At 61.6% G+C, this 12,384-nt stretch carries 16 protein-coding genes; all 16 read right to left on the bottom strand.

Annotated elements, in window-relative coordinates; genetic code table 11:
* Positions 1-169: 169 nt before the first annotated feature.
* The 16 genes from JJN09_RS24025 to JJN09_RS23950 all read right to left on the bottom strand — a co-directional run bounded on the left by JJN09_RS24025 (position 170) and on the right by JJN09_RS23950 (position 12,377).
* Positions 170-361: an antitoxin gene (locus tag JJN09_RS24025; RefSeq protein WP_249484052.1), complete on the bottom strand. Its 192-nt coding sequence runs from the start codon at positions 359-361 to the stop codon at positions 170-172.
* A 71-nt stretch (positions 362-432) separates the two neighbouring features.
* Positions 433-813 (bottom strand): hypothetical protein, encoded by a 381-nt coding sequence (locus tag JJN09_RS24020; protein ID WP_249484051.1) that lies wholly within the window; start codon positions 811-813, stop codon positions 433-435.
* Positions 814-1,739: 926 nt separating this feature from the next.
* A complete protein-coding gene (locus tag JJN09_RS24015; RefSeq protein WP_249484050.1) occupies positions 1,740-2,600 on the bottom strand; it encodes a CsgG/HfaB family protein in 861 nt (286 codons plus the stop codon).
* Between the two features lie 29 nt (positions 2,601-2,629).
* Positions 2,630-3,061, bottom strand: a complete 432-nt coding sequence (locus JJN09_RS24010) for a curli assembly protein CsgF (protein ID WP_249484049.1) — start codon at positions 3,059-3,061, stop codon at positions 2,630-2,632.
* Entirely contained in the window at positions 3,058-3,450 is a 393-nt protein-coding gene (gene csgE / locus JJN09_RS24005; RefSeq protein WP_249484047.1) for a curli production assembly/transport protein CsgE, read from the bottom strand. Before csgE ends, JJN09_RS24010 begins: the two co-directional genes overlap by 4 nt.
* Entirely contained in the window at positions 3,447-3,998 is a 552-nt protein-coding gene (locus JJN09_RS24000; protein ID WP_249484046.1) for a type II secretion system protein, read from the bottom strand. Before JJN09_RS24000 ends, csgE begins: the two co-directional genes overlap by 4 nt.
* Positions 3,973-4,347 carry a type II secretion system protein gene (locus JJN09_RS23995; RefSeq protein WP_096821322.1) on the bottom strand — a complete coding sequence of 125 codons (375 nt, stop codon included), beginning with the start codon at positions 4,345-4,347 and terminating at the stop codon, positions 3,973-3,975. The genes JJN09_RS24000 and JJN09_RS23995 overlap by 26 nt, the downstream gene beginning before the upstream one ends.
* A 5-nt stretch (positions 4,348-4,352) precedes the next feature.
* Positions 4,353-4,826, bottom strand: a complete 474-nt coding sequence (locus JJN09_RS23990) for a type II secretion system protein (protein ID WP_249484045.1) — start codon at positions 4,824-4,826, stop codon at positions 4,353-4,355.
* A 2-nt stretch (positions 4,827-4,828) separates the two neighbouring features.
* Positions 4,829-6,676, bottom strand: a complete 1,848-nt coding sequence (locus tag JJN09_RS23985) for a secretin N-terminal domain-containing protein (RefSeq protein WP_249484044.1) — start codon at positions 6,674-6,676, stop codon at positions 4,829-4,831.
* The gene (locus tag JJN09_RS23980; RefSeq protein ID WP_249484043.1) at positions 6,673-7,191 is read right to left on the bottom strand and encodes a hypothetical protein; all 519 of its coding nucleotides are present in this window, start codon (positions 7,189-7,191) and stop codon (positions 6,673-6,675) included. The genes JJN09_RS23985 and JJN09_RS23980 overlap by 4 nt, the downstream gene beginning before the upstream one ends.
* Entirely contained in the window at positions 7,191-7,739 is a 549-nt protein-coding gene (locus tag JJN09_RS23975) for a GspMb/PilO family protein (protein WP_249484042.1), read from the bottom strand. The genes JJN09_RS23980 and JJN09_RS23975 overlap by 1 nt, the downstream gene beginning before the upstream one ends.
* The gene (locus JJN09_RS23970; protein WP_249484040.1) at positions 7,726-8,271 is read right to left on the bottom strand and encodes a PilN domain-containing protein; all 546 of its coding nucleotides are present in this window, start codon (positions 8,269-8,271) and stop codon (positions 7,726-7,728) included. The genes JJN09_RS23975 and JJN09_RS23970 overlap by 14 nt, the downstream gene beginning before the upstream one ends.
* Before the next feature lies 1 nt (position 8,272).
* Positions 8,273-9,076 (bottom strand): hypothetical protein, encoded by an 804-nt coding sequence (locus JJN09_RS23965; RefSeq protein ID WP_249484039.1) that lies wholly within the window; start codon positions 9,074-9,076, stop codon positions 8,273-8,275.
* A complete protein-coding gene (locus JJN09_RS23960; protein WP_249484038.1) occupies positions 9,057-10,763 on the bottom strand; it encodes a GspE/PulE family protein in 1,707 nt (568 codons plus the stop codon). Before JJN09_RS23960 ends, JJN09_RS23965 begins: the two co-directional genes overlap by 20 nt.
* 83 nt (positions 10,764-10,846) lie before the next feature.
* Positions 10,847-11,380 (bottom strand): response regulator, encoded by a 534-nt coding sequence (locus JJN09_RS23955; RefSeq protein ID WP_249484037.1) that lies wholly within the window; start codon positions 11,378-11,380, stop codon positions 10,847-10,849.
* Positions 11,381-11,615: 235 nt separating this feature from the next.
* On the bottom strand, positions 11,616-12,377 hold the full coding sequence (locus JJN09_RS23950; RefSeq protein WP_249484036.1) for a SurA N-terminal domain-containing protein: 762 nt from the start codon (positions 12,375-12,377) through the stop codon (positions 11,616-11,618).
* Positions 12,378-12,384 lie beyond the last annotated feature (7 nt).

The raw sequence follows: 12,384 nt of genomic DNA, 5'->3' as shown, positions 1-12,384 counted from the left end.
ACGTCGAAACGTCGAGCAGACTCAGTTGGAAATGCCTCCAGGGACGCTTCGCGCTCCAGCTCGCGAATTTGACGCGGAGCAACAAGGGCTGCATTCCCACGCAGAGCGTGGGAACGATCAAAAATCTACATTGCGCTTTTCTACTTTTCACATTTCCGACGCACAGAACTCACCTCGCCTCATACTTTCTTCGTTGCTCCTCCATGAGGGCCGAGATTTCAGCCAGCACCTGTTCATGCGAAATGCTGGGCCTTGGATCATCGATTGACGCTTGGACTTCGGCAAGGAACCAGCGGTCGTAGCTGGCGGCCTGCTCTTCACTTTCGAAGTCTGAAACGATTGTGGAGATCAGGGGATCCATGGTGACTCCAGTTTGAATGTGAAAAACGCGACCCATTGCTGGGCCGCGTTTTTTATTGGGGATGTGCTGGATCAGCCCTTCAGTTCGACGTGATCCAAGGCCTGATTTACGGCCAGCTCACTCAACATGAGGATCTGCGCGATACCCAATGCGGTCTTGCGGTGGGCGGGGTCGAGGGTGGCGGCGAAGTTGTTGAGCATCTCGCTGGCCGAGCCCAGGGATTCGCTGGCGTTGGCGAGCAGGGATTCGGTGTTGTAGGCCGGGTTGGCGAGGTACATCGGGGCGGGTTCGTTGACGCTGCCCATGATGTGGGCGCCGGGGCAGAGGTAATGGTCCAGGGCGCGCTCGGCGGCTTCGTGGAGTTTTTTCGAGTCGATGGAGGTGTATGGGGAGGTTGGGTCGGTTTCGAGGTTGGCTTGGGTTTCGGGTGGGTTGGGTGTTGGTTTGAACATGGTGAATCTCCGATCCTGAAATGAAGCTGGCCCATTCGGTTTCCGAACGAATGGGTGGCAGCTGTACGCAGGCTGGAAACCCGGGGAACGGAGAACCCGGTTGACCCGAAGGTCTCCCGCGCACAGCCGCCATAACGGAGTGCACACTTTTCAAGGTGCGCAAGCATACGTTATGAAAAGCGCTTGTGCGCTCGGTTCTCGTCGGGGTTTCCAATCCCGATCGCTGAATTGGCAGCGACAGAAACAGGCTAGAGCCCGCGCTTCCGACGGACAACCTGAAAACCTTGTGGGAAGGATCGTTAAAACAGACACAACTTTTAAACATTCGAGAATGGGACGCGGAGCGTCCCGGGCTGCATTCCCACGCGGAGCGCGGGAACGATCAAAGCAAAAGCAGTCCGCTTTCTGCTTTCTGCCTTTCGCCTCTCACCACTCAACACAATGAGCGTTAGCTCGAGTACCGCTTTTGACGTGCCGGCCCCTTCGGCAGGCTGAGTGGAGGGATTCATCCGGGGGTGGGAGCGCATCGACCGTTTGGCGAAGCCAAACACATCGAGAGGAGGTGCAGCGAAGCAAACCGTAGGCGATGCCCCCGGATCGATCCCGGAGCGAAGGAACCCGAGCCACAGCGAGGGCCGAACGTCAGGGTAAAGCCTTTTGGGTTACCTTTTCGGCGTTTGGAAAAGGTGACTCGCCGTCAGGGCGAAACCCTAAGCAGCCGTTACCGCAGAAATGGATATGTACCCGGCCAGAAAGCCCCCCACCGACTGACCGGGCGCCATCGCTGGCAAGCCAGCTCCCACAGGGTTCCGGGTAAATTCGCAATAACGCCCACGTCTGAAAAATAGCCATCGCCAGCAGGCTGGCTCCCAAAATTTGAACCGGATACATCAGCCAGAACCTGGTCGCCCCAAAGGCCGCCAAGTTCACTCCGCATCCGGATCCACCTTGTTCTGAGTCAAATAGCGATTCAAGACATCATCCTGCCCAGGCGTAGAAGCATCCCCCGCCACCTGCCAAAGATGCCGCTCAATCCCCTGCGCCACCATATGCCCCACCGCCGCCTCAATCGCCGAAAGCACACACAACTGCGCCGGCTCATTAGTCGTATACCCGACCTCAGCCTCAAGCAACTTCTTGAACTCGATAAACTTGAAAATCCCCGCACTGCGCGCCACCGAATAAATCGTCTTACTGGTCATGACATTCGCCAACACCTGCCCGCTACGAACATCCACCGCACGCAAATTCACAGTCACCTGGTCAACCCGGTATTCACGGGACAAATCGATCCCCAAATACCGCGCCCCTTCCCCACCGCTGCGCACGTTGGTGTCGTAAGCAATGATCCCGCCCTCAAGCATCATGTTCGCCGCCTGCAACGGTGGCAGCTCACCCTGGATGTTCACCGGCGTATTGGGTTTCTTCTGCGACGCACGAATGATCTTGCGTTCAGTCAGCAGGTTCTGCAGCCCCTCGCGTTCGAGCACCACAAACCAGCCGCTGGCCTGCATCGCGTCCATCAACATCGACGCCGCGCCCTGGGTGACACTGGTGGAAAATGAACTCGCCGGAGTCGGTTTGTACTGCCCGGTCTGGTCACGGAAGCCGTACACCACCGCCATCAAACGGCCCTTGGGTCGAGGCATTTTCAGCAAGTCGTAGTAGGTCGAGGCCCTGGGGGTCAGGGTCGGAGTGTCGGTGTCCTGCTCGGCCGGCATCGGCTCACGCAGACCACACCCTTGTAATGCCGCCAACATCAGCCCTAGCGCTATTATTTTTTTCATGTCCATCACTCCCCGGAACCGTCATCCCGTCATGGGTTGAGGCCGTTCACCTTGATTTCAGAAACCTCGCCGCTCGCTCGGTCGGTCACTTCAATCGTGAGTGCCCCCGAGTCATCGACGACGTTGACGATAAAAGCGTCGGTGGACAGGCTCCCCGTGTTGCCGGTGGAGATGTTGTCCAGCAGTTGCCCTAGCAACCGCGACTGCAATTGACTGGTGAAACGTTCGAGCGCCGAAGTGCCGGCCACAGTCGTACGTTTCTTGAGGTCCGGATCATCGAAATCGTTTTGCGCCTGGGCGTTGTTGAGCAGCCAGGTGCCGTTGAGCGGGTTGCCGCCGAACGACGGGTTGACCGGCGTGTAGACCAGTTCGGTGGCCTGGACGCCGGCGGCGCTGGCAAGCCCGATCAACAACCCCGAGATCCAGAATCCGCGGCGCCGTGAGAACGTTGTCGTGTTCATAGTTCGTCCTTCTCAAGGTCGGTGGTGTCCTGCAACAAGGCTTCCAGCTTGCGCCGGACGACCTCCAGTCGAACCGAGTCGGCGGCCTCGTAGGCCTCGTCCTTCAGTTCTACGGTGTTCGGCGGCAGGAAGCGCCGATACACCAGGCGTTGCTGATATTCCACGGTCACCAGGCTGCCCCAGCGCGCATCGGGGCGCTCGCGCACCACCAGGTTGAAATCCATCGGACTGGTGTCGCGCAGGCGTTCGCTGAACGAGTAGTAAAAGTCGTGGCCGATGTGCGAGATCGTGTCGTCGACGATGAAACCCATCATTTCGTCTTCCTCGGCGGCGCTGGCGAAAGACGCCACGGCAGCGAAGATCAACGCGCACCACCATTGCCGGCTCATGGCTGCAACGCCTGCGGCAAGGCCGACTGGCCTTTGACCGGGGACCCGTTGCCAGGGCCGGTGCCATCGAGAAAGGCTTTTTCAGCGACGAACTGCCAGTCCGAATAACGCTGCATGCCTTCAAAGTCCGACCATTGCGACGGGAAGTCCGCCTGCTTCAACGGCACCTCGGTGGACGGACTGTTGATCCCGGTGATGCGTCCGTCGAAGCCCCGTTGCAGCGCCCATTCGCCGCCGCCAATCGGGTCAGGGTAGAGCTGACGCAGGTGATGCCGGGCTTCTGGAAAACGCTGGTCGTCGAGCAAGTCAGCGAGTTCTTTCGGGTACTGCGCCAACCCCGGCGAACTGCGGTAGTAGCTGCGCAGCGCCTGGGCGTACTGGGTGCCGACCCACAGCAGTTGCTTCTCGCGATCACGCCGCGAAACCGTCGACCACAACTCGCCGGCACTGGCCAGGCCCATGCCCATGATCACGATCAGGAACAGCACGCCCAGGTAGGTGAACCCGCCCTGCTCCGCGCGCTTACCACTCGGAATACTGGCTGCCATCACGCGCCCTCCCGGTAGCACCGCTCTTGATATCGGCCACGCCACCCGCCACACCTTCCGGCGGCGCGACCAGCACCCACTGGTCATTGCGCTCAGTGATCGGGTCCAGTGGCGCATTGCGCAGGTAACGCTGTTCGACCAGTTGCTCGATGGAATCGGGATAACGCCCGGTGTCGCCGTAGTAGTGATCCAGCGCCTCGCGCATAGCCGACAGGCTCTGGTGCAACGTGGTCTCTTTCGAGGCTTCGAGACTGTTGAAGTAGCGTGGCAAGGCGATGGTCATCAGGGTCGCGATGATCGCCATCACCACCATCAGTTCGAGCAAGGTAAAACCCTTTTCCCGGCGCATGAGAGTCACCACTCGCTGTAAGCGATGCCGTTGAGGCCACGGCCCTTGGCGTGGGAGTAGACGTCGAACACGTCTTCGCCATCGCGCGGGTTCTGGGCTGAACTGTCGTAGGCCCGCAGGCCCCAACCGCCGTTGTCGTCACGCTTGGCCGGCACCAGCGGATCGCGGGGTATCCGGCGCAGAAAGTAGAACTTGGCCCCCTTGGCACTGCGCACGTCGCGCACGCCTTCCACCAGTGCCTTGAGGTTCGGCGGGTAACCGCTGCTGTTCAGCGATTTCTCGATGTAGCCGGCATCGAAGGCACGCTTGTAGGCGTCGATGCCATCGCGGATCTGATACAGCGCGGTGCGCAGTTCCTGCTCCTTGCCACGCCGCACCAGGGTCTCGGTCAACGGCGCGGCCATGCCGGCCAGCAGGCCGATCAGGGCCAGCGTCACCACGACTTCGATCAAGGTAAAACCGCGCTGGGAGGCGTTCATGATCAAGGCTTCTCGACAGTGACACGAGTGGTTGCCACGGCGGCATCACCGATGGCGCGAGGCTGCGCGGCAGGCGTTGGCATCACGAAGTTCTGCGAGCGATCCGGCGCCTGGATGTGCATGCTGGTTTCGGTGCCGGTCGGGAATTCCATGTCCGACGGACTCTGGTAAGGCAGGTTGCGCACGATCCGTGGGGTGATCGAGAGCACCAGTTCCGATTTGCCGACGGTATCCTTGTTGCTGCCGAACAGCCGGCCCAGACCCGGAATGTCACCCAGCCCCGGAATCTTGTTGCCGGTGGCGCCATGGTCGTTGCGCACCAGCCCGGCGAGGATCTGCGTTTCACCGTCATGCAGGCGTAGCGAGGTCTGCGCGTTGCGGGTGTCGACCTGCACCGGGATCGTGCCTTGGCGGGTCGGTTCCAGCGGTGTGGCGTTACTCACTTCCAGCGCAATTTTGATCGCCACTTCGTTGTTCAGGTGCACCGTTGGAGTCACCTCGAGCTTCAGGCCGACATCCAGATAGGTCACGCTTTCGGTGATTACCGGGCCTTGCGTGGACGGTACCGACGTGGCGCTGATGATCGGCACGCGTTGACCAATGTGAATGCGCGCCTGTTCGCGGTTGCTGACGCGGATCACCGGGCTGGCGAGGGTGTTGATGTCGTTGTCCTGCGCATTGATCTTGGCCTGCGGCGATGGCCCGATCGAGATGCGGTCGGAGTTGATGCCCTTGAGCTGGCCCAGCAGCGTGACGGGCGAACCGTCACTGTTCAGCACGCCGAAGGTGCTCGGCCATTGCAGGCCCAGATCGAGAATGCGCTGGGTGGCGACTTCCATCACTTCCACTTCCAGCACCACTTCAGGGTTGGACTGATCTTGCGATTGCAGGAGCTTCTCGGCCATACGGATCGCGTCTTCGGTGTCGCGCATGGTCAGGGTGTTCAGGCGCTCGTCAACGAACACGTCGCGGGTCTTGAGCATGGTCTTGATCATGTTCAGCGCGGTGTTGGCGTCGATGCTGGTCAGGTAGAACGTGCGCATCACCAGCTCTTGATAGTCCTTGAGCTTCTGCGGCGAGTCCGGGTAGATCAGCAAGGTGTTTTCGTTCACCACTTTCTGGTGCAACTGGTTTTGTTGCAGCAGCAAAGCCACCGCGTCTTCGATGCGCACGTCACGCACGAAGATCGTGGCTTTCATGTCCGGACGCAGGTCTTTGTCGAAGATGAAATTCAGCCCGGCAACCTGGGACAGCACTTCGAAAATGGTCTTGAGGTTGGCGTCGCGAAATTCCAGGGTCACCGGGCGGTCGAGTCGGGTGCGCAGTTGTGGGTACTGGATCACGTTGCGGCTTTGCACCAGGCGGATGTTGCCTTGCAGCTCCAACGCACCGTCGTTTTTCGGGTCCAGCTCGAGGATCTGTTTGACCTGCCGGTCGGCGCCGTAGATGTCGCCACGACGCAGGTCGCCACGGGCCAGCTCGAGTTTCTCGTCCATGCTGCGCAGGTAGTCGAGCTGGCGCAGGGCATCCTGGGCGCGGCGGTTGTTCGGTTCGATGGTCAGCACGCGGCTGTAGGCCAGGCGTGCGTTGGCGAAGTCGCGGCGGGCGCGGTCGGTGTCACCCGACGTCAGCAGGGCTGTGATCGCCTTGGCCCGGCCGCTGTTGAGCAGCAGGTGCAGTTCGGTATCCCGTGGATTTTCCCGCAAGCCTTCCTGGATCCGGGCCAGGCCCGCCTCGTACTGCCCCTGATCGATCAGGTCGGAAGCCTCCTTGTTGGCGACCTGTGCGGTGCTGCACGCGGCCAGCCCGGCGCACAGGCCAAGGCTCATCAGCAAACGGGATCTGTTCATTGCGTACTCCCCACAGACAAGGTCTGCGACAAATGCAGAGGCAGGTAGACCAGGCTCAATTCCAGATCGGAAATGCCGGTGATCTTCCAGGTGTCGTCGATCACATCCCCGTTGCGCACGACGTAGATTTTTTCGCCGTCCTGCAAAAACACCTGCAGGTCGCTGCGGTCATGCAGGCGGCCGACGAACTGGAACGGCACCGGTGGCAGGCTCGGGGCTTGCACCACCGGGGTCAGGTTGACGGGTTGTTCGGTGACCGTGGCCAGGGTCGGCGCAGCCTTCCAGGACTTGGCGGCAAACAGGTCGCCGGCCGGGCTCAGGTCCTTGATCGGTGTTGCTCCAGCCTTGGCACTGCTGGCCGGCAAGGCGCCAATGGCGGTGGCTTTGGCCGGGGTCGAAACGGCGACGTCAGTGGCGTCCGCGTCGTCGCTCGGCGAGAAATATTCGGGCAACCAGGCCAGCGCCGCCGCCACGCCGAAGAACGCCACCCACCCTGTTACGCGCTTGGTGTTCATCACGACCTCGACAGGTAAAGGGTCATACGGATCCGGCCGTTGAGGTCGGTGTCGGCGATCTTCTTGCGTTGAAACTCGACGTCTTCCACCACCACCGCCGGCAACTGGCCGAGCAAGGCGTGCAGGAAGCGGCGCAGTTGCGGGTAGCTGCCACGCACCGGCAACAGGATTTGGTAGCGCGCCAGGTGAGTCTTGGGATCGACGCCGAGGGCGTATTCGCCGCGCGCCAGGGTGATGTGTTCCTGCGCGGCCAGGGCGTAGATGCGGTCGATGGCGACGGTGGCCTGCGGCTGGGCCGGCAGCTTGTTGCGAAAATCATCGAGCTGACGTTGCGGCACCACCGGCGGCGCGATGCTGCCGTCCTCGACCTTGGCCAGGTATTCGGTGGCCTCCTGGGTCTGCTGGCTGAGCTGTTGCAGCGATTGCCAGCCCGGCAGCAAGCCGCCCAGTGCCCAGATCAACGTCGCCAACAGCAGCGCCAGCCCGACCAGGCCCGGAACGCCGAGGCCTTGCAGGTATTCGTGGACGATCAGTCTAGGGATTCGCATCGCCCATCTCCCAGGTTGCCGACAGGTTGAATTGCACCGGTTGCTCCGGCGATTTGACGACGATTTCGTGGCTCAGCAGCGACACGTCGGACAGCTCGTCGCTGGCCTCCAGCCGTTTGTGAAAATCCAGCATCGCTTGCAGATCCCGCGCCTCGGCGCTGATCCGCACCTGACCTTTGCGTGCATCCGGGGTCAGGGTCAGCAAGGCGATGTCGTCGCGCGGCATGGCTTCGAGCATGGCGAACAGGCGTTCCCAGGGGCGACGCAGTTGCTGCGAGACCTTGCGCATTTCGGCGAGGTTCTGCGCCTGCTCGCGGGTTTCCGCCGGGCTCAATGTTGTTTTGCTGCCGCTGTCGCCGGTGAGCTGGCGCTGGGTGTGCTGCAAGTGACCTTGCTGCTGTTCGGCCTGATCACCGAGATGCTGCTGGACGCCGAAGCAAACCAGCGCAAGGAACACACCGCCGCCGAGCAAGCTCCAGCCCAACGGGCCGGAACGCGGACGTGGTTGAAAGTCGAGGTTCAAGGCGCGCATGTCAGGCCACCGCCCGGGACATGACGTACAAGGCGTCACGCACGGTCATCGAATCGTCTTCGAGGGTGCGCAGGTGCACCCCCGCCACATCCGGTTGTGCATCGAGACGCGCCGGGGCATGCAGATAAACGTTGAACGCGCGTTCGCTGGTGGAGGCTTGCAGTTGCCGTTCGCGACCGATCAGCGCCGTCAACGCCGCGTCACTGTCGCTGCCACCCACCGAGCGCACCGACACCCAGCGTCCTTCCCTTGCCAGCAACAGAACGCTGCGTTGCGGTTCGGCGACCACGAACAGGAAGTCGCCAGCGTCGAGGCTTTTGTCGAAGCGGTTGAAGGCACTCATCAAGTACGGCTGCACCGAGCGCAGACGCAGGTTGCGACCGCTGACCAGGGTGCGCAGGCGTTCCAGCAAATCCTGCGGCAAAGCGCTGGCGATCCGGTCGTGACCGGCCGACTCGGCGGACAGCACCAGGCTCCAGGGTTGCGTCGGCACGCCGAACAGGTCTTCGAAACACAGTTGGGCGAAGCCGCGCAGTTCCTCGGGCGTACTGATCTGCTCGCTCCATGGCACCAGACAGAAGCGGCTGAAGTGCCCGGAGATCACCACGCTCAGCTCCGAGCCTGCGCGGGCGTGTTCGCCGAGCAGACGGTCGAGGGTGTCCAGCGCCACGGTGTAGCTGTGGAAGCCTTCGTCGATGTAGCCGACGCTGCCCAGCCACAGGGTTTCGTTGCCCCGGCGCTGACCGAGGCCGACACCGCTGGCGCCGAGCACGGCGATAAATTGATCACGCGATAAAAGTGACACGATTGATCTCCTCCAGCGTGGTCCGACCGTGCTCCACCAGCTCCAGCGCCGATTCGCGCAACAGGCGCAAACCACGGGCGCAGGCCAGGGCTTTGATCTGGGTGATGGGTTGGCGCTCGACGATCATTTGCCGCAGTTCATCGTCCAGGTGCAGCAACTCGGCAATCGCCGTGCGCCCGCGATAACCGCTGCCCCGGCAGTGACCGCAGCCTTTGCCGTGGACGAAGTGGTAATGGCCGACCTTGTGCGGGTCGAGGCCGGAGGCGCGCAGTTCCTCGTCACTCGGGGTGGCCGGTGCGCTGCAACTGCTGCACACCAGACGGATCAGGCGTTGCGCGAGAATCGCGTTGAGCGCCGAGACCAGGCTGTAGGGGTCGATTTCCATTTGAGTGAAACGACCAATCACGTCGAACACGTTGTTGGCGTGAATGGTGGTGAAGACGAGGTGACCGGTGAGCGCCGATTGCACGGCGATCTGCGCGGTGTCCGGGTCGCGGATCTCGCCAACCATGATCTTGTCCGGATCGTGGCGCAGGATCGAACGCAGGCCCCGGGCAAAGGTCAGGCCTTTTTTCTCATTGACCGGAATTTGCAGCACGCCCGGCAACTGATATTCCACCGGGTCTTCGATGGTGATGATCTTGTCCACGCCGTGGTTGATCTCGGTGATCATCGCGTACAGCGTGGTGGTCTTGCCGCTGCCGGTGGGGCCGGTCACGAGCACCATGCCGTAGGGTTCGGCAGCGAGGCGACGCAGCTGGCGCAGGGTTTCATCTTCAAAGCCCAGTGCTTGCAGCTGCACGCCGCAGACCTTGTCGGCCAGGTCCTGTTTGTCGAGCACTCGCAGCACCGCGTCTTCGCCGAAGATGCTCGGCATGATCGACACTCGGAAGTCGATCTGCCGGCCGCTGATGCCGATCTTGAAGCGTCCGTCCTGAGGCACGCGTTTTTCGCCGATGTCCAGTTCGGCCATGACCTTGACCCGGGAAATCACCTGTTCGGCGAATTCGCTGCCCTGGATCTTGCTGATGTTGTTGAGCACGCCGTCGATCCGGTACTTGATCACCAGACCGTTGCCGGTGGTGCCGAGGTGGATGTCGCTGGCGTGCATTTTCAGCGCGTCGTAGAGGGTCGAGTTGACCAGTTTCACCACTACGCTCGAGTCTTCGCTGATGCTGGTCAGCGAGAGGCTTTGCAGGGTGTCGACCTCGCTGCCGGCGTCGGCCTGGGCGTTAAGCGATTCGACGGCGTGGAAGCTTTCTTCGTGACGGGCCAGATAGGCCTTGAGGTCGTCGGCGTGCACCAGATACAGCGGCGCGCCGTGCAGGCATTCGTCGATCCAGGCCAGGCGCGAGGTGTCGAAGGGGTCGGCAAAAACGCCGATGACTTCGTCGTTGTGCCGCAGCAGGATGAATTCACGTTTGAGGCATTGCGCGAGGGTGACCCGGTCGAACACCGGAGTCGCCAGAAACAGGGTGTCGGTGTCGAGCACCGGGTAATGCAGGGTGGCACCGAGGCTGGCAATGAACGGCATCGGCGCCAGTTCGCAAAGGACGTTGAGTGCGTCGAGCACCCGTTCCCCGCTAGTGGTGGCTCGCGCCCGGGCCTGGGCCAGTTGCTCACTGGAGAAGCGTGTCGGGGCACACGCAGGCTGCAACGCTTCGACGACAACGGACAGACGTTCCATGGCTTGCTCTCCAACACCCGGGGCTTGAGGCCCTGACGGCGCGGGAGGCGAGTTCGGCGAGTGCCGGAACGTCTATCGCGCCATTACTCCCCGGTGAGCATTTGATCGTCGTCCGGTGCCATGACCTCCAACCTGTTTCGTCGGCGGTCCGCCAGCACCCAACTGCCATCGTACAACTGCAACGGGAAGCTCTCGGTCCTGCTCTGGCGTCGTTCGACGAAGCCTTCGGATGGGCTCGCACCGGGTTTCGCTTCGCGCTGGATCCCCAGAAGGTCGCAGACAGCTCGAGCCAGTTCCGCCAGTGGAAACGGTTTGAACAGGATGTGACTGACCCCCAGTTGCCGCGCCCGCTCACAGACTTCAGCGGTCGGGTGACCCGTTATCAGCACGAAATGACACGTCCTGTTCTGGCGGACCGCGTCGAGCACCTCGAACCCTTCCATATCGGGCAAGCGGTAATCGAACACCAGCACGTCGGGAGCGAAGGTCTCGGCCTGGCCGATTCCGTCTGCGCCGTCATGTGCAATCCGGACATCCAGCCCTTGCGCCGACAGATAATCCTGAAGGTTCTGTGCAAGCAGCTGTTCGTCTTCGACAACCAGTACTTTGTTAACCAAGGTCTACTCCTTGCAGCGACAGATCCGGCCTTTTCACATCTATTGCCCGAACCCACTGGAGTGCGCCTCACAAGAGGTAACGCACACTTCATGCCAGGCCGAGTGCCGGTAAATTTTGGTCTTCATGTCCTTGAATTTGATGACAATGCCCGCTCGTCCCGGTACCCCGTTCCCCAGAAACGGGGAAGCACCTGAATGGGCATCGAAGCCATTCCCCACTATTGGGGGGGAACCTTCAATCGTCGTCAATTCGTTCGATCCTGTTCTGCGCCCGCAATTGCGCGAGCACCTGGCGACGAGCCTGGGCCTGTTGCTGTCGGGCACGCTGTACCCGGACTGTTGCAAGCCCCTGCATCTGTGGGACATCGGCTGCCTCCAAGTGGTTCTGCAAATAAATCAAATGCCAGCCGAATGGGGAGCGAACGGCATCGCTGGCGAACGTTGCGCCCTCGACCACGGAGGCGCGTATCTGCATCAAGCGTAGACGCGCCGCCGCGTCTGTGGCGGCATCGGCATCCGGCGCCACCCGAACCAGCAGATGCCGAGCCTGCAAGGTGTTGGCGCGGATCAACTCGGCAAACATCTGCTGCGCCGCGAGTTCACGGCGGGTGTACTCAGTGAACGAGGCTTCGTCAAACCCCGCATCCTGCAGGCGCCGCATGAACTTGTCGCTACCACCGATGGCGACGCGGATCTGCTCGACCTGTTCCTGCACCGCTTGATCGTCAACCTTCAGGCCTCGTTTTTGCGCCTCCTGCCACAGCAATTCCTTGTCGATCAGCGTGTCCAGCGCGGCCTGACGCAGTTGTTTATAGGCCTTGGGACTGCGGATGCTCGCGACGGCGCGGCCCTGGTCTTCCAGGTATTCGGCGAAAAACCGCTCCAGGCGAAACTCGGAAATCACCTCGCCGTTGACCCGCGCCGCCACCGGTTCCGTATGGGCGAACGCGATCGGCAACCAGCACGCCAGCAGCCACAACACGCTTTTGAGCTTCATGATCAAG

Source organism: Pseudomonas sp. HS6, assembly GCF_023375815.1.
Lineage (GTDB): Bacteria > Pseudomonadota > Gammaproteobacteria > Pseudomonadales > Pseudomonadaceae > Aquipseudomonas.
The sequence above is the reverse complement of the archived record's forward strand: the minus strand, read 5'-3'. Positions and strand labels throughout refer to the sequence as shown.

Coding starts and splice junctions, on each gene's coding strand:
- JJN09_RS24025 (WP_249484052.1), bottom strand. CDS start 361: ATGGATCCCCTGATCTCCACAATCGTTTCAGACTTCGAAAGTGAAGAG.
- JJN09_RS24020 (WP_249484051.1), bottom strand. CDS start 813: ATGTTCAAACCAACACCCAACCCACCCGAAACCCAAGCCAACCTCGAA.
- JJN09_RS24015 (WP_249484050.1), bottom strand. CDS start 2,600: ATGAAAAAAATAATAGCGCTAGGGCTGATGTTGGCGGCATTACAAGGG.
- JJN09_RS24010 (WP_249484049.1), bottom strand. CDS start 3,061: ATGAACACGACAACGTTCTCACGGCGCCGCGGATTCTGGATCTCGGGG.
- csgE (WP_249484047.1), bottom strand. CDS start 3,450: ATGAGCCGGCAATGGTGGTGCGCGTTGATCTTCGCTGCCGTGGCGTCT.
- JJN09_RS24000 (WP_249484046.1), bottom strand. CDS start 3,998: ATGGCAGCCAGTATTCCGAGTGGTAAGCGCGCGGAGCAGGGCGGGTTC.
- JJN09_RS23995 (WP_096821322.1), bottom strand. CDS start 4,347: ATGCGCCGGGAAAAGGGTTTTACCTTGCTCGAACTGATGGTGGTGATG.
- JJN09_RS23990 (WP_249484045.1), bottom strand. CDS start 4,826: ATGAACGCCTCCCAGCGCGGTTTTACCTTGATCGAAGTCGTGGTGACG.
- JJN09_RS23985 (WP_249484044.1), bottom strand. CDS start 6,676: ATGAACAGATCCCGTTTGCTGATGAGCCTTGGCCTGTGCGCCGGGCTG.
- JJN09_RS23980 (WP_249484043.1), bottom strand. CDS start 7,191: ATGAACACCAAGCGCGTAACAGGGTGGGTGGCGTTCTTCGGCGTGGCG.
- JJN09_RS23975 (WP_249484042.1), bottom strand. CDS start 7,739: ATGCGAATCCCTAGACTGATCGTCCACGAATACCTGCAAGGCCTCGGC.
- JJN09_RS23970 (WP_249484040.1), bottom strand. CDS start 8,271: ATGCGCGCCTTGAACCTCGACTTTCAACCACGTCCGCGTTCCGGCCCG.
- JJN09_RS23960 (WP_249484038.1), bottom strand. CDS start 10,763: ATGGAACGTCTGTCCGTTGTCGTCGAAGCGTTGCAGCCTGCGTGTGCC.
- JJN09_RS23950 (WP_249484036.1), bottom strand. CDS start 12,377: ATGAAGCTCAAAAGCGTGTTGTGGCTGCTGGCGTGCTGGTTGCCGATC.